Source organism: Paraoerskovia marina, assembly GCF_900105445.1.
GTDB classification, from domain to species: domain Bacteria; phylum Actinomycetota; class Actinomycetes; order Actinomycetales; family Cellulomonadaceae; genus Paraoerskovia; species Paraoerskovia marina.
The window spans coordinates 1,212,268-1,231,265 of the sequence record NZ_LT629776.1 but is presented as its reverse complement, the minus strand read 5'-3'; the positions used below and the strand labels follow the sequence as shown (position 1 = coordinate 1,231,265).

General features: G+C 70.7%; 22 protein-coding genes. 11 read left to right on the top strand and 11 right to left on the bottom strand.

Going from position 1 to position 18,998, the window contains the following annotated elements:
* Positions 1 to 102: 102 nt before the first annotated feature.
* Complete coding sequence (locus BLU20_RS05550; protein WP_083371892.1) at positions 103 to 1,665, top strand: Re/Si-specific NAD(P)(+) transhydrogenase subunit alpha; 1,563 nt, start codon at positions 103 to 105, stop codon at positions 1,663 to 1,665.
* A 1-nt stretch (position 1,666) separates the two neighbouring features.
* Positions 1,667 to 3,049: a Re/Si-specific NAD(P)(+) transhydrogenase subunit beta gene (pntB, locus tag BLU20_RS05545; protein ID WP_029253068.1), complete on the top strand. Its 1,383-nt coding sequence runs from the start codon at positions 1,667 to 1,669 to the stop codon at positions 3,047 to 3,049.
* Positions 3,050 to 3,103: 54 nt separating this feature from the next.
* Here pntB and BLU20_RS05540 read toward each other — a convergent pair whose 3' ends face one another.
* Positions 3,104 to 3,865, bottom strand: coding sequence for an isoprenyl transferase (locus BLU20_RS05540; RefSeq protein ID WP_083371891.1), 762 nt, complete (start codon positions 3,863 to 3,865; stop codon positions 3,104 to 3,106).
* A 309-nt stretch (positions 3,866 to 4,174) separates the two neighbouring features.
* Between BLU20_RS05540 and trhA the strand changes: the two genes are divergently transcribed.
* A complete protein-coding gene (trhA, locus tag BLU20_RS05535; RefSeq protein ID WP_231959352.1) occupies positions 4,175 to 4,849 on the top strand; it encodes a PAQR family membrane homeostasis protein TrhA in 675 nt (224 codons plus the stop codon).
* 2 nt (positions 4,850 to 4,851) lie between these two features.
* Here the strand turns inward: trhA and BLU20_RS05530 are convergent, their stop codons facing one another.
* Genes BLU20_RS05530 through mca form a run of 3 tightly spaced genes read right to left on the bottom strand, consistent with a single transcriptional unit; the run spans position 4,852 to position 6,882 of the window.
* Complete coding sequence (locus BLU20_RS05530; protein WP_083371890.1) at positions 4,852 to 5,667, bottom strand: carbon-nitrogen hydrolase family protein; 816 nt, start codon at positions 5,665 to 5,667, stop codon at positions 4,852 to 4,854.
* A 1-nt stretch (position 5,668) separates the two neighbouring features.
* Positions 5,669 to 6,010: a hypothetical protein gene (locus tag BLU20_RS05525; protein WP_083371889.1), complete on the bottom strand. Its 342-nt coding sequence runs from the start codon at positions 6,008 to 6,010 to the stop codon at positions 5,669 to 5,671.
* Positions 6,007 to 6,882 carry a mycothiol conjugate amidase Mca gene (gene mca / locus BLU20_RS05520; RefSeq protein WP_043109904.1) on the bottom strand — a complete coding sequence of 292 codons (876 nt, stop codon included), beginning with the start codon at positions 6,880 to 6,882 and terminating at the stop codon, positions 6,007 to 6,009. Before mca ends, BLU20_RS05525 begins: the two co-directional genes overlap by 4 nt.
* 174 nt (positions 6,883 to 7,056) lie before the next feature.
* Between mca and BLU20_RS05515 the strand changes: the two genes are divergently transcribed.
* Positions 7,057 to 7,503 (top strand): DUF4307 domain-containing protein, encoded by a 447-nt coding sequence (locus BLU20_RS05515; protein WP_083371888.1) that lies wholly within the window; start codon positions 7,057 to 7,059, stop codon positions 7,501 to 7,503.
* 207 nt (positions 7,504 to 7,710) lie between these two features.
* Complete coding sequence (gene greA, locus BLU20_RS05510; RefSeq protein ID WP_029253062.1) at positions 7,711 to 8,193, top strand: transcription elongation factor GreA; 483 nt, start codon at positions 7,711 to 7,713, stop codon at positions 8,191 to 8,193.
* A 71-nt stretch (positions 8,194 to 8,264) separates the two neighbouring features.
* Here the strand turns inward: greA and BLU20_RS05505 are convergent, their stop codons facing one another.
* On the bottom strand, positions 8,265 to 9,647 hold the full coding sequence (locus tag BLU20_RS05505) for an AI-2E family transporter (protein ID WP_083371887.1): 1,383 nt from the start codon (positions 9,645 to 9,647) through the stop codon (positions 8,265 to 8,267).
* A gap of 195 nt (positions 9,648 to 9,842) precedes the next feature.
* Between BLU20_RS05505 and msrA the strand changes: the two genes are divergently transcribed.
* Positions 9,843 to 10,505: a peptide-methionine (S)-S-oxide reductase MsrA gene (gene msrA / locus BLU20_RS05500; protein WP_083371886.1), complete on the top strand. Its 663-nt coding sequence runs from the start codon at positions 9,843 to 9,845 to the stop codon at positions 10,503 to 10,505.
* A gap of 92 nt (positions 10,506 to 10,597) precedes the next feature.
* Positions 10,598 to 11,431, top strand: a complete 834-nt coding sequence (locus BLU20_RS05495; protein WP_083371885.1) for a CPBP family intramembrane glutamic endopeptidase — start codon at positions 10,598 to 10,600, stop codon at positions 11,429 to 11,431.
* A gap of 1 nt (position 11,432) precedes the next feature.
* Here BLU20_RS05495 and BLU20_RS05490 read toward each other — a convergent pair whose 3' ends face one another.
* From BLU20_RS05490 to BLU20_RS05480, 3 genes are all read right to left on the bottom strand, one after another.
* Positions 11,433 to 12,035 carry a TetR/AcrR family transcriptional regulator gene (locus tag BLU20_RS05490; protein ID WP_157270333.1) on the bottom strand — a complete coding sequence of 201 codons (603 nt, stop codon included), beginning with the start codon at positions 12,033 to 12,035 and terminating at the stop codon, positions 11,433 to 11,435.
* Positions 12,023 to 12,472: a hypothetical protein gene (locus tag BLU20_RS05485; protein WP_029253057.1), complete on the bottom strand. Its 450-nt coding sequence runs from the start codon at positions 12,470 to 12,472 to the stop codon at positions 12,023 to 12,025. Before BLU20_RS05485 ends, BLU20_RS05490 begins: the two co-directional genes overlap by 13 nt.
* 133 nt (positions 12,473 to 12,605) lie before the next feature.
* Positions 12,606 to 13,457: a LysR substrate-binding domain-containing protein gene (locus tag BLU20_RS05480; RefSeq protein ID WP_083371883.1), complete on the bottom strand. Its 852-nt coding sequence runs from the start codon at positions 13,455 to 13,457 to the stop codon at positions 12,606 to 12,608.
* Between the two features lie 42 nt (positions 13,458 to 13,499).
* On the opposite strand from BLU20_RS05480, the gene BLU20_RS05475 reads away from it, so the two are divergent.
* Positions 13,500 to 13,916, top strand: coding sequence for a DUF5997 family protein (locus BLU20_RS05475; RefSeq protein ID WP_029253055.1), 417 nt, complete (start codon positions 13,500 to 13,502; stop codon positions 13,914 to 13,916).
* Positions 13,917 to 13,925: 9 nt separating this feature from the next.
* On the opposite strand, the gene BLU20_RS05470 is transcribed toward BLU20_RS05475, so the two are convergent.
* Positions 13,926 to 14,252: a SelT/SelW/SelH family protein gene (locus BLU20_RS05470; RefSeq protein ID WP_083371882.1), complete on the bottom strand. Its 327-nt coding sequence runs from the start codon at positions 14,250 to 14,252 to the stop codon at positions 13,926 to 13,928.
* Positions 14,253 to 14,287: 35 nt separating this feature from the next.
* Here BLU20_RS05470 and BLU20_RS05465 point away from each other — a divergent pair, with 35 nt between their 5' ends.
* Positions 14,288 to 15,427, top strand: coding sequence for a class I SAM-dependent methyltransferase (locus BLU20_RS05465; protein WP_172829025.1), 1,140 nt, complete (start codon positions 14,288 to 14,290; stop codon positions 15,425 to 15,427).
* A gap of 30 nt (positions 15,428 to 15,457) precedes the next feature.
* Here the strand turns inward: BLU20_RS05465 and BLU20_RS05460 are convergent, their stop codons facing one another.
* Positions 15,458 to 15,859 carry an FKBP-type peptidyl-prolyl cis-trans isomerase gene (locus BLU20_RS05460; RefSeq protein WP_029253052.1) on the bottom strand — a complete coding sequence of 134 codons (402 nt, stop codon included), beginning with the start codon at positions 15,857 to 15,859 and terminating at the stop codon, positions 15,458 to 15,460.
* A 226-nt stretch (positions 15,860 to 16,085) separates the two neighbouring features.
* Complete coding sequence (locus BLU20_RS05455; protein ID WP_083371880.1) at positions 16,086 to 16,925, bottom strand: Bax inhibitor-1/YccA family protein; 840 nt, start codon at positions 16,923 to 16,925, stop codon at positions 16,086 to 16,088.
* A 225-nt stretch (positions 16,926 to 17,150) separates the two neighbouring features.
* On the opposite strand from BLU20_RS05455, the gene BLU20_RS05450 reads away from it, so the two are divergent.
* Positions 17,151 to 18,137 carry an ABC transporter ATP-binding protein gene (locus BLU20_RS05450; protein ID WP_083371879.1) on the top strand — a complete coding sequence of 329 codons (987 nt, stop codon included), beginning with the start codon at positions 17,151 to 17,153 and terminating at the stop codon, positions 18,135 to 18,137.
* A complete protein-coding gene (locus tag BLU20_RS05445; protein ID WP_083371878.1) occupies positions 18,134 to 18,997 on the top strand; it encodes an ABC transporter permease subunit in 864 nt (287 codons plus the stop codon). The genes BLU20_RS05450 and BLU20_RS05445 overlap by 4 nt, the downstream gene beginning before the upstream one ends.
* Position 18,998 lies beyond the last annotated feature (1 nt).

Here is an 18,998-nt window from a genome sequence, read left to right as displayed (position 1 = left end):
CGACATGGGAAGTCCTTTACTATTCGCCTGGCAGTCGAGCACGTCGAACCTCCGTCCGCACCAGCGCCGGCGGCAACGGCGCAGAACGGGAGCGTGGATCTCATGAGAATCGGTGTCCCCCGCGAACATCGGCCCGGTGAGCGGCTCGTCGCCGCCACGCCGCGGACCGTCGCACAGCTTGTCGACCTCGGGTACGACGTCGTCGTCGAGTCCGGGGCGGGCGACCTCGCCCACCTGGCCGACGACGCGTACGTCGAGGCGGGCGCGTCCGTCACCGACACCGCGGGCGCCTGGAGCGCGGACGTCGTGACGGCCGTGAACCCGCCGGAGCCGGACGACGTCGCGCGCCTCCGACCGGGCGCGACTCTCATCTCGATGCTCAGCCCCGCGAGCCGCCCCGCTCTCGTCGAACAGCTCCGCGCCCAGGAGGTCACGGCGATGGCGCTGGACGCCGTGCCCCGGATCTCGCGGGCGCAGTCGCTCGACGTGCTCAGCACGCTCTCGAACGTCGCCGGGTACCGCGCGGTCGTCGAGGCCGCGACGGAGTACGGGGCGATGTTCGGGGGCCAGGTCACCGCCGCCGGCAAGACCCCGCCGGCCGACGTGTTCGTCATCGGGGCCGGCGTGGCGGGCCTTGCCGCTCTCGGCACCGCCGCGAGCCTCGGCGCACAGGTCCGGGCGTTCGACGTGCGTCCCGAGGTGGGCGAGCAGATCGAGTCGATGGGTGCGACCTTCGTCCAGGCGGCGCAGGCCCAGCAGGAGGTGAGCTCCGACGGGTACGCCAGCGCGCTAACCGAGGAGCAGGAGGCGCTCACCCGCACGATGTACGCCGAGGAGTCCGCGCGCGCCGACGTCGTGATCACCACGGCCCTGGTGCGAGGCTCCGCACCGACGACCATCACCGCCGAGATGGTCGCCGGCATGCGTCCCGGCAGCGTGATCGTGGACCTCGCCGCGTCCGGCGGGGGCAACTGCGAGCTGACCGTCCCCGGCGAGCGCGTGGTCACGGAGAACGGCGTCGTGATCATCGGTGCCACCGACCTCACGTCGCGCATGCCGCAGCACACCGCCCAGCTGCTCGGGACGAACATCGTCCACCTGATGGCTCTGCTCACGCCCGAGAAGGACGGCGAGCTCACCCTCGACCTCGAGGACGTCGTCCAGCGCGGCATGACGGTCACCCACGCCGGCGAGACCCTGTGGCCGCCGCCGCCCGTGCAGGTGTCTGCGGCCCCGGTGACCGAGCCCGCCGAGGAGACGCCACCCCCGGTCGACCCGGCCGCGCAGGCGCACGCCGCCCAGGAGGCCAAGGAGCGCCGGTCCCGACGCAACCTCGTCGGCGGGGCGCTCGCCGCCGTCCTGCTGATCCTGGCGCTCTCCTACTCCCCGCCCGACGTCGTCGGGCACGCGACGGTCCTCGTCCTCGCCACGATCGTCGGGTACTACGTGATCTCGCAGGTCTCCCACTCCCTGCACACGCCCCTGATGGCGCAGACCAACGCGATCTCCGGGATCATCATCGTCGGTGCGCTCCTGCAGATCGGGAGCGACAACCTGCTCGTCACCATCCTCGCGTGCGTCGCCGCCACCGTGGCGTCGATCAACATCTTTGGTGGCTTCGCCGTCGCCTACCGGATGCTCGCCATGTTCCGGAAGGACGCCTGAGATGACCCTGACCTCCCTCGCCCAGGCCACGTACGTCGTCGCCGCCGTCCTCTTCGTGCTCAGCCTCGCCGGGCTCAACCGGCAGGAGTCCGCCAAGCGCGGCACCATGCTCGGGATGGCCGGAATGGCTCTCGCGCTCGTCGCGACCGTCCTGCTCGCAGCCGACCAGAGCGAGCGACCCGTCGCCGTGACGCTCACGCTGATCGCCGTCGTGTTCGCCGTCGGCGCGAGCGTCGGGCTCTGGCGGGCGCGCAGCGTCGAGATGACGCAGATGCCCGAGCTCATCGCCGTCCTGCACAGCTTCGTCGGCCTCGCCGCCGTGCTCGTCGGGTTCAACTCGTACATGACCGAGCCCGGCGACCCCGCGCACCTCGTCGAGGTCTACCTCGGCGTGCTCATCGGAGCCGTGACGTTCACCGGGTCGATCGTCGCCTATCTCAAGCTCTCCGCGAAGATCTCGAGCGCACCGCTGACTCTGCCCGGCCGCAACATCCTGAACGTCGCGGCGCTGGTCGCGTCTGCCGGACTCCTGTGGTGGTTCCTCGCCACCGGCTCCGTGGTGCCGCTGCTGCTGATGACCGTGATCGCGCTGCTGCTCGGCTGGCACCTCGTGGCCGCGATCGGCGGCGGTGACATGCCCGTCGTCGTCTCCATGCTCAACAGCTACTCCGGCTGGGCCGCCGCGGCCGCCGGCTTCATGCTGAGCAACGACCTGCTGATCATCACCGGTGCACTGGTCGGCTCCTCGGGCGCGATCCTCAGCTACATCATGTGCCGCGCGATGAACCGCTCGTTCATCTCCGTCATCCTCGGCGGCTACGGAGCCGCCTCCGGCGCAGCACCGGCGGCCGCGGTGGACGGCGAGCACCACGAGACCGACGCCGCCGACGTCGCCGCGCTCCTGCAGGACGCAGAGCGCGTCGTCATCACCCCCGGGTACGGCATGGCCGTCGCCAAGGCCCAGTACCCCGTGGCCGACCTGGTCGGGCGTCTGCGGGCGCAGGGGGTCGACGTGCGCTTCGGGGTCCACCCCGTGGCCGGACGCCTCCCCGGGCACATGAACGTGCTGCTCGCGGAGGCTCGCGTGCCGTACGACATCGTGCTGGAGATGGACGAGGTCAACCCTGACCTCGCGGACACGGACGTCGTGCTCGTCATCGGGGCGAACGACACGGTCAACCCGGCCGCCCTCGACGACCCGAGCTCCCCCATCGCCGGGATGCCTGTGCTCACCGTCTGGGACGCGAAGAAGGTCGTCGTCTTCAAGCGGTCGATGGCCACCGGATACGCCGGCGTCCAGAACCCGCTGTTCTTCAAGGACAACACGTCCATGCTCTTCGGAGACGCCAAGGACCAGGTCGAGAAGATCATCCAGGCGCTCTGAGACGGTACGACGAGGGCCCCACCGTTGGGTGGGGCCCTCGTCGTGCGAGCGCTGTCAGCGCCCGAGCCGACGCTCCCGGTCCAAGTACGCACGCAGCGCGCGCAGGTAGTCGACGCGCCGGAAGTCGGGCCAGTACGCCTCGCAGAAGTAGTACTCCGACTGCGCGGACTGCCAGAGCAGGAAGCCGCTGAGCCGCTGCTCGCCGGAGGTGCGGATCAGCAGCTCCGGGTCGGGCTGACCCTTGGTGTAGAGGTGCGCCTCGATGTCCTCGACGTCGAGCCGCTCGGCGAGCTCGGCGAGGGTGACGCCTCGCCGGTCGGCCTCGCGCAGCGTCTCGCGGACGGCGTCGGCGATCTCGTGCCGACCGCCGTAGCCGATGGCGACGTTGACCTGCAGCCCCTCGATGGAGGACGTCCGCTCCTCGGCGCCGCGCAGGCTCGCCACGATGTGCTCGGGGAGGAGGTCGAGCCGGCCGACGACGCGTAGCCGCCAGCGCCCCGAGTCGGCCAGGGACTGCACGGCGTCGTCGATGATGTCGAGCAGCTCCACGAGCTCCTCGGGGGAGCGTGCCAGGTTGTGGGTCGAGAGCATCCAGAGCGTGACGACCTCGATACCGAGGTCCTCGCTCCAGCCGAGGAAGTCGGTGATCTTGTGCGCGCCGCGTCGGTGACCGTGCGCGGCGGGTTCGCCGAAGGTCTTGGCCCACCGACGGTTGCCGTCGAGGATGACGCCGACGTGGCGCGGGACGGATCGGCGGTCCAGGGAGTTGGCGAGCCGCCGCTCGTAGAGGTTGTAGAGCGGGTGGGGCAGGCGCACGGCACTCCTCGACTCGGGCGACGGGTCGGCACGCGACATTTCACGCACCCGTACAGCGCATACCGTACCCGAGCGGTCACGCACCCCCTCGGCCCGCAGGACATCCCCCGCAAGTTCCGCCACCCTGGACACAGAACCTTCACGTCGGCGCCGTCGAAACCTACGCCTCCGTAACCTACGATTGCGTAGGTAGATCCATCACAGCGAGGAGCACCCGTGGCTGACACAGGCCGACACGCACAACCCGCCGACACGACGACCCGCGTCGCCGAGACCGTCGCGAGCGTGAACAAGGCCTCAGGAGCCGCCGTGGACAACATCAAGGACAGTGCGCTCAACGCGGCGCGGGCGGTCAAGCCCAAGCTGCGGGGGTGGATCCACGCGGGGACCTTCCCCCTCGTCCTCGCGGCCAGCATCGTGCTCGTGGCGCTGGCCCCGGACGGCGCGGCAGGTACCTCCTGCGTCGTCTTCGGGATCACGGCCTGCCTGCTCTTCGGGACGAGCGCGGTCTACCACCGCGGACGCTGGTCCGACCGGGTCGCCGGGATCCTGCGACGCGCGGACCACTCCAACATCTTCCTGATCATCGCGGGCACCTACACACCGCTCGCGGTACTCCTCCTGCCGGAGCAGACCGCGACCATCCTGCTCGTGACCGTCTGGTCGGGCGCGCTGCTCGGCCTCGCGGCCCGGATCATCTGGCTCAACGCGCCGCGCTGGGTCTACGTGCCGATCTACATCGCGCTCGGATGGGTCGCCGTCTGGTTCATGCCCGCGTTCCTCGAGAACGGCGGGCCCGCGATCCTCTGGCTCGTCATCGCCGGCGGGGTCGCGTACACCGCGGGCGCCGTCGTCTACGGCCTGAAGAGGCCCAACCCGAGCCCGCGCTGGTTCGGGTTCCACGAGATCTTCCACGTCCTGACCGTGGTCGGGTACGGCTGCCACTACGCGGCGATCATGCTCGCCGTCCTCGCGGTGCGCTGACCTCAGCGCGTGCCGGCGGTCCCGGACCGCGGGACGACGTCGTAGCGCCGGTTCGCCAGCGACGGATTCGTCTCCCGGACGTGCGCGAGGGACTGCTGGTCGAGGTCGATCGTCCGCACCTCCGGCGTCTCCCCGCACTCGAGTCCCACGACGCCGTCAGGACCGACGAGCACGGACCGTCCTGTCACCCCGCGTCCCGCCTGGCCCACGGCCAGCACGACCGCGGTGTTCTCGATGGCCCGGGCCCGTGCGAGGGTCCGCCAGTGGTCGGCCTTCATCGGACCCGCCGCCCACGCCGCGGGCACGACGAGCACGTCCGCGCCCGCGTCGACGAGCCGCCGGGCCGACTCCGGGAACCTCAGGTCGTAGCAGGTCATCACGCCGAACCGCAGGCCCGCGACGTCGAGCACCAGCGGCTCCGCGTCGGCGTGCCCGGCCTCGAGCCGGTCCGACTCCCGGTGGCCGAACGCGTCATAGAGGTGCACCTTCCGGTACACCCCCTGAAGCTCGCCCGACCCGTCGACCGCGACGACGGCGTTGACGGCCCTGCCCGGATCGTCCCCGGGCAGGGTCGTCCCCGCGATGACGGCGACACCGGTGCGCCGCGCCTCGCGACGCAGCATCGTCACGAACGGCCCGTCCAGAGGCTCGGCGTGCTCGACGCCGACGCCTGCCGGGTCGAAGCCCGACGCGTACTCCGGCAGCACGAGCAGGTCGGCGCGCACCTCGTGCGCCGAGCGGATCGCACGCCGGGCGACCTCGCGGCCGGCCGCGTGGTCGCCGGAGACCTCGAGCTGCCCGATCGTGACGCGAGCCATCTCAGTCGTCGTCCGACCCCGACGAGGTGTCCGCGTCGGAGGAACCGTCCGGCTCCGCACCGTCGCGCGCACTCGCCGCCCCGTTCGTCGCGTCGGTCCCGTCGTCGTCCTGCCCAGGGCCGTCCTCCGCGTCCCCGCGGTGCGCCTCGCGGTCCCGGAGCGACTCGTTGTGCTTCGAGCGCCGCAGGTGCTTGGTCAACGACAGGAACAGCAGGATGCACGCGAGCGCGATGACGAACATCACGAGGAACCCGACGAGTCCTGGGGAGACGTCGTACGGGTCCAGCTCGGGGCGAAGGTCCGGGTCCTCCGCGGCGACGAGCAGCGTCACGAGGCCGCTCATCGCTCGTCCCCCCGGATCCCTGCGAAGAGATCGCGCTCGTACCCGTCGACGGGCACGACGTCGCCGACACGCGACTCCGCGAGCTCGTACTCCTCCCACGGCCAGATCTCGGCCTCGAGGTCGCGCGGGACCGCGAAGAAGAAGCCGTCGGGGTCGATCTGGGTCGCATGCGCACGGAGCGCCCCGTCCCGGGCCGCGAAGTGCCCGACGACGTCGATGCGCGTCGTGACCTCGCGCTCCGGGATCTCCTGCGCCTCGCGTCGCTCGACCCACGCACCGAAGGGCGACTCGATCTCGGCCGCGAGACACGCCTCGTGGACGGTCCGGATCCGCTGCATCGAGAAGTCGTGGTTGTAGTACATCTTCAGCGGCGTCCAGGCGTCGGCGCCGCCGTCGCGGCGGTACCGCTCCGGGTCACCGGCCGCGGCGAAGGCCTCGGCCGAGATCTGGTGGCACTTGATGTGGTCCGGGTGCGGGTAGCCGCCGGACGGGTCGTACGTCGTCACGACGTGCGGACGGAACGTGCGCATCAGCTCGACGAGCGGGGCCGAGGCCTCCTCGAGCGGGACGAGCGCGAAGCACTCCGGGGGCAACGGGGGCAGCGGGTCCCCCTGGGGCAGTCCGGAGTCGACGAACCCGAGCCACTCCTGCTCGACCCCGAGCGAGGCGGCCGCAGCGGCCATCTCGGCGCGGCGCAGCGCCGCCATCGCCTCGGGCGACTCGGGCGCCTCGCCGAAGCTCGGGTTCAGGATGTCGCCGCGCTCGCCGCCGGTGCACGTGACGACGAGCACCTCGACGCCCTCGGCCGCGTACCGGGCCATCGTCGCCGCGCCCTTGCTCGACTCGTCGTCCGGGTGCGCGTGCACGGCCATGAGCCGCAGCGGCTCGCCGTCCCGCGCCCGCGGCGCTGCGTTCGAGACTGGTGAGGCCTGGTCGGCCACGGGTCCTCCTCGGGTGGTGCGGTGGCGACGCGTGGTGGTTTCCGCGCGTCCGGTCAGGGACAATGATCGCGCACCCCGAACGTCTTTCGCACCGTCAGGTTGGTCATGTCCCAGAGCGCAGCACCGCAGCCCGAGTCCGCCGCCGACGCCGGCCCCACCTCGGTGGACACCGCCGCGCTGCTCGCCGACCGCTACGGACGCGCGCCGAAGCCCTCGCGCAAGCCCCTGATCTTCGTCATCGTGTTCGTCGTCGTCGGCACGTTCTTCCTGGCGTGGACCACGGTCGAGAACGCCCGCGGTTCCGTCGAGTGGAAGGACGTGGGGTTCGACGTCGTCAGCTCCGAGCAGGTCGACGTGACGTTCGACGTCACGATGGAACCGGGTATGACCGCCACCTGCACGCTCGACGCGCTCAACACCGGGTACGCCCAGGTCGGCACCCGGACCGTGAACGTCGGGCCGAACGACGCAAGGACGACGCGATACACGGCGACGATCGCCACGAGCGAGGAGGCCACGACCGGCCTCGTCCAGGTGTGTGACGCGTCGTAGGGGCAGAGCTCGGGGCCCAGACTCCCCGCCCACGGGCGAATTTGGTATCCTGAGCGATTCAGCCGCACCAGAAGCACCGGCACTCGCAGGCGCATGGCGGTGGGCACGTACCGATCGAGACCACGTGACGCCCCCGGGCCCCGTCGCTTCACTGGCGCGGAGCAGGGCTTCGACGTGCGCCTCACGCAAGCGGAAGGAGCGACACCTGTGACCGACAACAACGTCACCTGGCTGACCCAGGAGGCTCACGACAAGCTTCAGGCGGAGCTGGACCACATCTCCGGCCCCGGCCGCACCGAGATCGCGGAGCGCATCGCTGCGGCCCGCGACGAGGGTGACCTCAAGGAGAACGGCGGCTACCACGCGGCTCGTGAGGAACAGGCCAAGAACGAGGCCCGCGTGCGTGAGCTCACCGAGAAGCTGCGACGTGTCCAGGTCGGGACCCCGCCGGACGACGGCAAGGTCGAGCCGGGCATGGTCGTGACCGCGACCGTCGCGGGCGACGAGATGGTCTTCCTCTTCGGCTCTCGTGAGATGGCCGAGTCGACGGACCTCGACGTCTACTCCCCCACGTCTCCCCTCGGCGCGGCGATCGACGGCAAGAAGGCCGGGGACTCGGCGTCGTACGCAGCCCCGAGCGGTGCACAGATCACCGTCGAGATCCTCGACGCGAAGCCGTACAGCTCCTGAGCGCACGGCCCTCCTGCGCGAACACCGCCGTCCCGATGCCGGGGCGGCGGTGTTCGCGCATCTGAGGGGTCCTAGTCGTCCGCGTCCGGGGACGGCCGGCTTTCGTCGTGCGACGAACGTCTGCCACCGCGGCGCGAGGCTCCGGTGCGCTCCCCGCGCCAGACGAAACGCCGTACGCGGTCGACGTGCTCCTGAGCCGTCTGCGTCTCGGGCGCCACGCCGTACTCGGCGTGGCGAACGACGACCGGCAGCGCAGGGCTCCCCCGCACGACGGCGTGGTCTGCCGTCCCGAGCTCGGGGAACTTGTCATGGCCGTGAAGGTAGAGCACCACGGTGTTGAGCGTCGCCACGATCGGCACGGCGAAGAGCGCGCCGACGATCCCGGCGGTGAAGGCACCGGCGGCCACGGCGAGGAGGACGGCGACCGGGTGCAACGAGAGCGCGTGACCCATGAGGAACGGCTGCAGCACGTGGCCCTCGATCTGCTGGACGAGCAGGACGACCCCGAGCATGATCAGCGCGGTGATCCAGCCCTTCGCCACCAGCGCGATCAGGACGGCCACCGCACCCGAGAGCACCGCACCGACGATCGGGATGAAGGCTCCGACGAACACCAGGAAGCCGAGCGGGAGGGCCAGCGGGACCCCGAGGATCGCCGCACCCGTGCCGATCCCGACACCGTCCACGAACGCCACGAGGATCTGTGTGCGCGCATAGGCGGACAGGGTGACGAACCCTCGACGCGCCGCCTGGTGCACGACGTCGCGCGAGCGCACCGGCAGCAGCCCGACGCACCACGACCAGATCGTGCGGCCGTCGTAGAGGAAGAAGAAGGTGCAGAACAGCGCGATGGCGATCCCGGCGAAGACGTGGCCGACGGTGGTCGCCGCGCCGACCGCGCCGGAGAGCACCTCGCTCTGCATGCTCGAGAAGGCCGAGAACGCCTCGTCCATCCACGAGCGCAGCGTCTCGACGTCGATGTTGAGCGGCGGCCCGCCGACCCAGTCGAGCATCTCGCGGAAGCCTGCGACGGCCTGGTCGGCCAGGTCCTGGAAGCCGGTGACGATCGACCGGCCGGCGACCGCGATCAGGGCGGCGACGACGATGATCGTCCCGACCAGCGCGGTCCCGGCGGCCGCGCCGCGGTTGAAGCGGAGGTAGCGCTCGAGGAAGATCCTGACCGGCAGCAGGAGCACCGTGAAGAGCAGTGCGATCGCGACGGGCACGACGATGACGTCGAGCTCGACGATCAGGAAGAGGAGGGCTGCCGTGGCGAGCGCGATCACCAGGAGCCGCCACGACCACGAGGCCGCGGTCTGGATGGACGACGGCACCGGCACCCGGTCCGCGCCCGGATCCGCGTCGACGAGCTCGACCGCCTCGACCGGCTCGTCACCCGCGACGGGTTCGTCCGCCCCGTCGGCAGGGTCGACGTCAGGGTGCTTCGTCGTCACGGACGACCCTCGCTGACCTGCACGAACATGGATCCTCGGCACTCACATCTCATCGCCCCAGGCTACGGCGAGACGGCGTCCACGCACCCGGAGCGGCCGTGCGACACGCGGGCGGGCGGGTCCGGGAACATCCGCGGCCCCTGCGCGTGTTCTCCTGACGTGACCCCGACCCGGGGGTCGCAGACGGAGGTTCAGATGTTCGACGCATTGTTCGGCTCGTCCCTGCGGTCCACGATGGTCACCGCGGACAAGGCACTCGCTGGACGTTCGACGCCGGTCACCACCCCCGGCACCCACACCGTCCTCGGCACCCCGCTCGCAGGCCCGTGGCCCGAGGGCACACGCGTGATCTACCTGGCGCTGGGCTGTTTCTGGGGTGCGGAGAAGGAGTTCTGGCAGCTGCCGGGCGTCGTCACGACCGCTGCCGGTTACCAGGGCGGGTTCACCGAGAACCCGTCGTACGAGGAGGTCTGCACGTCGCGCACGGGCCACACCGAGACCGTGATGGTGGCCTACGACCCGGCGAAGATCAGCGACGCCGAGATCCTCAAGGCGTTCTGGGAGTCGCACGACCCGACGCAGGGCTACCGCCAGGGCAACGACGTCGGCACCCAGTACCGCTCCGCCGTGTACTGGACGACGCCTGAGCAGGAGCAGGTGGTCCGCGCGACCCACGAGACGTTCGAGAAGAGCCTGGTGGAGCGCGGCTTCGGCCGGATCAGCACCGAGCTGAAGCCGGCCGAGGAGGCCGGCCCGTTCTACTACGCCGAGAACGAGCACCAGCAGTACCTGCACAAGAACCCGGCCGGCTACTGCCCCGTGCACTCCACGGGCGTGGCCTGCTCCATCCCGGCGTAGCCGCCGGACCCTCGACGACCGGCGCCGATCCCCTCCCCCGGGGTCGGCGCCGGTCCTCTGCGAGCAGGCGCCGACCTGACAGAGTGTGACGGATGACGACGACGCCCGCCCCCACCACCGAGTCCGTGGCCGTTCGGGCGACAAGAGTTCTCGCCGCCCTGCTCGTCTGCGGGTCCGCGGTGCTGATCTTCGCGGTGCACCTGCGCCCCCTGGGATACGTCCCGCTCGTCGCGGGCGTCGCGCTCGCCCTGCTCGTCGATCGCCGGCTGGGACGAGACCTCGGGCTCGTCGGCGTCGGCATGGCGATCCTCAGCACGATCTCGCTCGCAGCCGACCTCTCCGACGGCGGGATGGTGCGGTTCACGGTCGTGCTGACGGCCGCCGTCGTCGTACCGTTCGTCCTCAGCAGGTTCGTCCTCGGCGACCGGACGATCACCTTCCCGTGGCGGACCGGCCGCAGGTGGACCCGGACGCAGTGGGCCTACCTGGTCGGCGTCGTCGTCATCGGGTACCTGGTGCTGCCGTTCTACCTCGTCGGGTCGGGCGCCTACCGCAACTGGCCCGAGATCACCGGTGGCGACGAGATCGCCCGGCTCTTCGTCGGCGTCAACGCCGTCGGGCTGTGGGACGAGCTCTTCTTCGTCTGCACGGTCTTCGCCCTCCTGCGCCGTCACTTCCCGCTCTGGCTCGCCAACGTCCTGCAGGCGACCGTCTTCGTCTCGTTCCTCTGGGAGCTCGGGTACCGGGAGTGGGGCCCGCTCCTGACGGTGCCTTTCGCCCTCGTCCAGGGGTGGATCTTCGCGCGTTCGCAGTCCCTCGCGTACGTGGTCACGGTCCACCTGCTCTTCGACGCCGTGGTCTTCATGGTGCTGGTCAACGCCCATCACCCCGAGCTCTTCGACGTGTTCGTCACGGTGCCCCGGTAGGTCAGACGCCGGGACCGACTCCGGCGATGCGCCGGACGACCGGCTGGATCCTGGCCACCGACTCGTCGAGACGACCACCGCCGTGGAGAGTCGGACGTTCGGTCTCCAGCGCCGCCAGGATCACCCTGCCCGCGGTCTCTGCGTCGTCGCAGTCCATCTGCCCGGACAGGTTTCCGGAGCGCAGGACGAAGGCGACCGCCTCGTGCAGCGGCTTGGCGTGCCCGTCGAGCGCCGCCTGGTCCTTCGGGGAGAGCACCCCGTGGATGTCCGCCGTCGGGCCGCGCTGGACCGAGTACTCGGTGAGCACCAGCGTGGTGAGCAGATCCAGACGCTCGACGGGGTCCGACCGCTCGGCGAGCTCGCGCTCGCAGAGATCCAGAAACCGGTCCATCTCCCGGTCCGACCACGCGACCAGGAGCGCCGTGCGGTCGGCGTGGTAGTTGTACACCACCGTCCGGGTGGCGCCGGCACGCGAGGCGACCTCCCGCATGGTGACGGCGTCCCAGCCCTTCTCGGCCAGGACCTCCTCGAACGCGTCGAGGATCTGCTCCTGCATGTGCTCGCGGTGCTCCTCGAGCGTCCGCCCACTGGTCAGTCGCGGCACGAGAGCGCCCGCTGCGCACGGCGAGCGACGAGGAAGGCCAGCGCGATCGTGACGAGTGCGTTGGCCGCGTGCATCGCACCGAGGATCGGTGCGGTGTCGCCGAGCCGCTGCAGCACCGGCTGGACGAGCATGACGGCGAACAGGGTCACCGCGGGCCAGGTGACGGACCAGCGCGGCCAGGCGACGAGCAGGAAGACCATCATCCCGACGCCGACGAACTCGGTGGCGTAGCCGAGCGTCCGGTGCGCGTCAAGGCTGCTCGCCTCGGTCATCGGCATCGACTCGATGGCGAACAGCCCGTAGCCGGCGGTCGCGATCTGCCCCCAGGCCATGGCGAAGACCAGCCACGCCGAGACGTTGACGAGGCGCAGCGAGATCCGCCGCACCGTGGCGAGGGTCGAGCTCAGGCCGGACGGGGCGATCGTGGTGCCAGTCATGGTTGCTCCAGGGTTTTCGAGACGTCGTGTCGTCATGAACGATAGGGCAGTCGTGCCGCCGCGCTCAACGCCCAGATCGTGAGATGCACCACGGGTCCGCACCCGTTCCTCGAAGCCCGGGCGCAGGGAGGAGCTATCGACCCTGGCGCCGGGCCCGCTTTCCCTGTGCCGCACGCTTCGCCGCAGCGCTCCGCGCACCCGATCGAGCTCCGGCGCCGCTGCCCCGCTTCCCCGACGCCCTGCTCGCGGCCCCGCCCCCACGTCCCGACGCCGCGGCGTCGGACGAACCGCCCGGGGACTTCTTCTTCGCGGACGACCGCTCCTCGACGGGGTCTGCCTCGCGACGACCCCGCGAGCTGTTGGCCGTCCGGCCGCGCACGATCCCCACCATCTCCTCCACCAGGGGATGGTCGCTCTCCCGGGACCAGACGAGCCCCACGGGCGCCGTCGGACCGTCCGCCAGCTCGCGGTGCACGACGTCCTTGCGGCTGTGGAGCCGGGCCAGGGACTTGGGGACGACGAGCACGCCGACGCCCGCGGCGACGACCGCGACCGCGTCCCTGGTGCTGACGGCCCGCTCGAACGGAGCATGCCCCGGACGCGACGCCTCGTCCCACAGCACGTCGTCGAGCGGGTGCTGGACCACCTCGTCCGCGAGATCGGCCAGCGCCACCGTCTCGTGCTCCTCGAGCGCGGCGATCGCGTGGTCGCGGGAGGCCACGACCACCGGCACCTCCTCGTACAGGGCGATGGCGTGGAGCACGTCCTTGTCGACCGGGAGGCGACCCAGCGCGGCGTCCACCGCCCCGTCGGCGAGTGCCCGGGCGACGTCGTCGGCCTCGACCTGCACGAGCTCCAGACGCTCGGCCGGCAGCCGTTCCCGCCACACCCGCGCCCACTTGGCGGGCGTCGCGCCCGGCACGTAGCCCAGCCGGAACGAGGGCTCGACGGCAGAGGTATCCGGTTCCGCAGGTGTCGTGGTCACGTGCCCAGGCTAGTCGGCGCGCGGGGCGACTACTCTGGGACCATGAGTTCCTCGAATGCCTCGCAGACCATGAAGCCGAACACCGCGGCCAAGCGACTCGGCGTCTACCTGCCCGCCACTCCCGAGGAGTTCCAGAACTCGACGGTGACGCGTGCCCAGCTCGAAGAGCTGGAGACCAACCCGCCTCAGTGGCTGAGCGAGCTGCGCCGCAACGGACCGCACCCGCGCCCCGTCGTCGCCGGCCGTCTCAACATCTCGATCGCCGGCCTGGCCCGCGGTGGGGTCACGGACCCGCTGACCACGGAGGAGATCAACGCACTGCGTGACGAGCCGCCGGCGTGGCTGGAGCGCGAGCGCCAGATCCAGGCCCAGGTCCGCGCGGAGGACGAGCGCGTCGCGGAGCGGGACCTGAAGGCGGCCAAGAAGGCCGCGCGTCTCGAGCAGGGCCGCTCCAAGTAGATCCGTCCGCTACTCGGCGGCGCGTGCCGCCGCCCGGTCGGTGTGCCCCAGGGGCATGCCCGGCGCGACCCGGTCACGCACGGCGGCCTTGAGCGCGGGGATCTCGGGGAATCCGTGCTGCTCGGCACGGTCCCAGACCACGTCGTCACCGACCGTGACGACGAAGACGCCTCCGGTGCCCGGGACCAGTGCGATCTCGCCGACCCGTGTCCCGAAGGTCGTGAGCAACTCCTGGGCGACCCAGGTCGCGCGGAGCAGCCAGCGACACTGCGTGCAGTAGCGGATCTCGATGCGCGGCCCTGGCTGTGCGGTGTTCGTGTCGTCCGTCTCGTTCACACCGCCCAGCCTCCCACGTGCCGGACAATGGACGGGTGACCCCCGACGACGTCCTTGCCGCGATCCGCACGCACCCCTCCGACCCGACCGACCGGGTGGCCGTCGACGCCACCGACCGTCTCCTGCTGGACGAAGCCGCGCCTCTCCTGGCGGGACTCGGCGAGGGCGAGGTCGCGGTGGTCGACGACAGGTCCGGGGCGCTGACGCTGTCGCTCGCCCTGGGGTACGACGTCGCGGGCGTGCGCGTGATCCAGGACCTCGCCTCGGCCGAGGCGACGCTGGCGTTCAACGCGGTCGAGCTGGACGCGGCGACGTCGTACACCTCGCACCAGCTCACCCCGGACGCCTTCGCCGGCGTCAAGCTGGTCCTGTGGCAGCTGCCCCGCTCCGTCGCCGCGACCAGAGAGGTCGCCGAGGCGGTCGCGTCGTCGGCCCATCCTGACGTCACGGTCCTCGCCGGCGGGCGGGTCAAGCACATGACGCGCACGATGAACGAGGTGCTGGCCGAGTCGTTCGACGACGTCCACGCCACCCTGGGTCGTCAGAAGTCACGCGCCCTCGTCGCACGCGGCCCGCACGGCGAGCGGACGACGTCGACCTACCCGGTCCGCGCCCACGTCGAGGTACCCGGCCCCGGAACGTCGCGTCAGCTCGAGGTGGCGGCCCACGGTGCGGTCTTCAACGGCACCGACCTGGACCACGGCACCCGCCTCCTGCTGTCCACCGTGATCCTGGGTGACGCGGTCGACGTCGTGGATCTCGGCTGCGGCTCAGGGATCGTCGGGACGACGGTCGCGCTCGCCGCCCCCGAGGCGCAGGTGGTCGCCACGGACGACTCCGACGCGGCCGTGCGGTCGGCCGGGGCGACGGCCCGGGCCAACGGTGTCCGGGCGCGGGTCCGCCTCCTGCGAGACGACGCGGCGGCGTCCCTGCCTGACGGGAGCGCCGACCTCGTCCTGCTCAACCCGCCGTTCCACGCGGGCGCGTCGGTCGACACCGGGATCGCCAAGCGGCTGATCGAGCAGGCGGCGCGGATCCTGCGTCCCGGCGGGACGCTGTGGTGCGTGTGGAACTCGCACCTGGAGTACAAGGGGACCCTCGAGCGGGTCGTGGGCTCGACGCGTCAGGCGGCCCGGGACAAGAAGTTCACGGTGACGGTCAGCCGTCGACGCTGACCGTCACCGTGAACGCGGCGCGTGGGCGGGCTACTTGACCCCGACGACGTCCACGACGAAGACGAGCGTGTCGCCGCCGCCGATCCCCGCCTGAGGAACGCCGCGCATGCCGTACCCGTGCTCGGGCGGGATCGTCATCAGGATGCGCGATCCGGTGTTCTGGCCGACGAGACCCTTGTCCCATCCACCGATCACGGCGCCGACCCCGATCGGGAAGTCGATCGTGGCTCCGCGGTCGTAGGAGTTGTCGAACATGCTCCCGTCCCAGACCTGGCCGAAGTAGTTGACGACGATCGTGTCGCCCTTCTGGACGACGCGGCCGTCGCCCTCTTCCAGGACCTTGACGTGCAGGCCCGCGGGGGCCCCGCCCTCGGGGAACGTGATGGTCGGCTTGTCGCCGAAGGTGCCGCTTGCCTGGGGCAGAGTGGTCATGAGTCGCCTCTCGAACGTTGAATGATCGTCACGTCCCAGCCTACGGCGCCACCTGTCGCGGCATGCCTCGCGGGCGTGAACGTGCTGCGTGCCGAAGGTGACAGTCTCACGGAGCCGGCAGCTGCTCGCACGGGCGAGGGGCGCACGACGGCGTTACCTCCCTCACGACGAGAGCCTGCCCCGACCACGTGGTCGGGGCAGGCTCTCGTCGGTGCGGTCCGTCAGGTCAGTCGCTGCTGCCCAGGATCGCGAAGAGGCGCAGGAACTCGAGGTAGAGCCAGATCAGCGTGACGAGCAGGCCGAAGGCTGCGGCCCAGGCGAACTTCGCCGGGGCACCCGCCTCGACACCGCGCTTGATCGAGTCGAAGTCCATGATCAGCGACATCGCAGCCAGGCCGACGGCGACGAGGCTGATGACGATGCCCATCGTGCCCCCGCGCAGGCCCCATCCGTCGAGCGCACCGAACATGAGCAGGACGACGTTGGTCAGCGAGAACAGCAGGTAGCCGACCATCCCGATCAGCAGGAACTTGGTGAACTTCGGGGTGACGCGCACCTTGCCCGACTTGAAGAGCAGCAGCGCACCGGCGAACGTCGCGATCGTCGCGACGATCGCCGACGGGACGGCGCCCTCGTAGAACTGCGCGTACGAGGCGCTCAGCCCGCCGAGGAACATTCCCTGGGCGACGGTGTAGAGCGTGATGAGCAGCGGGCTGGGCTCACGCTTGAACGCGTTGACGAGACCGAGCACGAGGCCGGCGATCGCACCGATGATGTACAGCTGCGGGGCGAGGGTCCACGTCGCGGCGGCGACCACGACCAGCAGAGCCAGCAGTCCGCCGGTCTTGATGATCACGTCGTCGTAGGTGAGTCGCTTGGTGTCGGCCGTCGTCGCACTCGGTGCCGCATACATCGCGTCGAGCGACGCGGCGTCCGCACCCACGGCGCCGGCGGTTCCCATCTGGCCGTACGGCGACGACGTCGGAGCTGGTGAGGTCTTCGTGCCCCCGCGCCGCTGCACGGGGTCGCGGAAGGCCTCGTTGTTGCTGAACACAGGGTTGGTCATCAGTCCTCCTGGTCGGGCGACGTGCCGGTGCGCGTCGGGCACCCGGCTGCACAATCGCGAGACAGGATCCATCCTATGCATGGAGGGGCACGAACGGTACGTGCCGCCGGGTGGATTCCGTGTACGTCTCGCGGCGTACGCGACGAGCGAAAGATCATCCTGGTGCACGGCACGGCGCCGGTGCGCCACGCCTAGTGTTGAAGGCGAACCGACGAGAGGCACAAAATGATCGAGGCACGCGGCCTAGTCAAGAAGTACGGGAGCAAGACGGCGGTGGACGGAGTGTCCTTCACCGTCCGCCCCGGTGTCGTCACCGGATTCCTCGGCCCGAACGGCGCCGGGAAGTCCACGACGATGCGCATGATCATGGGGTTGGACCGTCCGTCGGACGGATCCGTGACCCTCAACGGCAAGCCCTACGCCTCGCACCGCTCCCCCCTCACCGAGGCCGGCGCGCTGCTCGAGGCGAAGGCCATCCACCCGGGCCGCAGCGCCCGCGACCACCTGCGCGCGCTCGCGACCACCCACGGGATCGGCGACCGTCGCGTCGACGAGGTGATCGACATGACGGGCCTGACCGCTGTCGCGCGCAAGCGGGCCGGCGGCTTCTCGCTCGGCATGGGTCAGCGACTGGGGATCGCGACCGCCCTGCTCGGCGACCCGAAGACCCTGATCCTCGACGAGCCGGTCAACGGCCTGGACCCCGAGGGCGTTCTCTGGGTCCGCAACCTCGCCAAGTACCTCGCGTCCGAGGGACGCACCGTGTTCCTCTCCAGCCACCTGATGAGCGAGGTCGCGCTCACGGCGGACCACGTCATCGTCATCGGCCGGGGGAAGATCCTCGCCGACGTGCCGGTCTCCGAGTTCGTCGACGACGGCGGCGGCAGCGTTCGCGTCCGGACTCCCGACGCGGCGCGGCTCGTCGAGGTCACGTCGGCCGACGGCGTGACCGTCACCGCCGACGAGCCGGGACTGCTGCAGATCAGCGGGCTCGACGCGCAGCGCATCGGCGAGCTCGCGGCCGAGCACCGGATCGTCCTGCACGAGCTCACCCCGCAGGCCTCGACGCTGGAGGACGTCTACATGGAGCTGACGTCCGACTCGGTCGAGTACCGCACCGAGGCTCCCAGCGCCCACGGCGCGGCAGCCGCACCGGCGGCACCTGCCGCCGACGACGTCCTTTCCGGCTCGACCCAGGGAGATGCCCGATGAGCACCGCCACCGCTCCTGCCACCTCGGCCCCGGCCTCGCCGAGCATCCCGAAGTCCGCCCACGTGTCGTTCCTCGGCGCGGTCCGTTCCGAGTGGCTCAAGCTCCGCACGCTCCGCTCGACCTGGTGGATCGCCGGGCTGACGGTCGTCATCATGGCGGGCATCGCCCTGCTCGGCACCTGGTCGCTGTCCACGTTCATCGACGCCGACCCCGAGGGTGCCGCCCAGGCGATGGGCGTGATGCCGAACGGCGCCGAGTTCGCCACCTCCGGCTCGCTCTTCGGGCAGCTCGTCCTCGGCGTGCTCGGTGTGCTCGTCGTGACCAACGAGTACGCCTCCGGCATGGTCCGCTCGACGTTCGCCGCGGTGCCCCGCCGCACCCCGGTCGTCCTGGCGAAGGTCGTCGTCCTGACGCTCATCTCGCTCGTGACCTCCGCCGTCGCCATCGGCGCCTCGGCCCTGGTGAGCATGCCGTTCTTCGACACGCTGGACGTCACGATCCCGATGGACTCCGCCGACACGTGGCAGATCCTCGGCGGGGTTGCGGTATTCCTCACCCTGATCGCCCTGATGTCGTTCGGGTTCGGTCTGATCCTGCGCCACACGGCCGGCGCGATCTTCACGGTCGTGGCGATCGCATTCGTCATCCCGCTCGTGCTGCAGGCCTTCCAGACCGACCTCATCCAGAACATCAACAAGTTCCTCCCGATGAACGCGTCGACGGCCTTCACGACGACGACGGACGCCGGGGCAGCGGGGATGGAGCTTCTCGACCCGTGGGTCGGCTTCGCCGTCATGGTGGCGTGGGCCGTCGTGCCGATCGCGGTCGGCACGGTGCTGCTGAAGTCTCGCGACGTCTAGC

Bases quoted from the DNA above. Each gene is read 5' to 3' on its own strand.
- BLU20_RS05525 (WP_083371889.1), bottom strand. From the start codon at position 6,010: ATGAGCGGCCTCGTGACGCTGCTCGTCGCCGCGGAGGACCCGGACCTT.
- BLU20_RS05450 (WP_083371879.1), top strand. From the start codon at position 17,151: ATGATCGAGGCACGCGGCCTAGTCAAGAAGTACGGGAGCAAGACGGCG.
- BLU20_RS05455 (WP_083371880.1), bottom strand. From the start codon at position 16,925: ATGACCAACCCTGTGTTCAGCAACAACGAGGCCTTCCGCGACCCCGTG.
- BLU20_RS05550 (WP_083371892.1), top strand. From the start codon at position 103: ATGAGAATCGGTGTCCCCCGCGAACATCGGCCCGGTGAGCGGCTCGTC.
- BLU20_RS05460 (WP_029253052.1), bottom strand. From the start codon at position 15,859: ATGACCACTCTGCCCCAGGCAAGCGGCACCTTCGGCGACAAGCCGACC.
- BLU20_RS05515 (WP_083371888.1), top strand. From the start codon at position 7,057: ATGTCCCAGAGCGCAGCACCGCAGCCCGAGTCCGCCGCCGACGCCGGC.
- BLU20_RS05475 (WP_029253055.1), top strand. From the start codon at position 13,500: ATGAGTTCCTCGAATGCCTCGCAGACCATGAAGCCGAACACCGCGGCC.
- mca (WP_043109904.1), bottom strand. From the start codon at position 6,882: ATGGCCGTGCACGCGCACCCGGACGACGAGTCGAGCAAGGGCGCGGCG.
- msrA (WP_083371886.1), top strand. From the start codon at position 9,843: ATGTTCGACGCATTGTTCGGCTCGTCCCTGCGGTCCACGATGGTCACC.
- BLU20_RS05485 (WP_029253057.1), bottom strand. From the start codon at position 12,472: ATGACTGGCACCACGATCGCCCCGTCCGGCCTGAGCTCGACCCTCGCC.
- BLU20_RS05445 (WP_083371878.1), top strand. From the start codon at position 18,134: ATGAGCACCGCCACCGCTCCTGCCACCTCGGCCCCGGCCTCGCCGAGC.
- BLU20_RS05495 (WP_083371885.1), top strand. From the start codon at position 10,598: ATGACGACGACGCCCGCCCCCACCACCGAGTCCGTGGCCGTTCGGGCG.
- BLU20_RS05530 (WP_083371890.1), bottom strand. From the start codon at position 5,667: ATGGCTCGCGTCACGATCGGGCAGCTCGAGGTCTCCGGCGACCACGCG.
- pntB (WP_029253068.1), top strand. From the start codon at position 1,667: ATGACCCTGACCTCCCTCGCCCAGGCCACGTACGTCGTCGCCGCCGTC.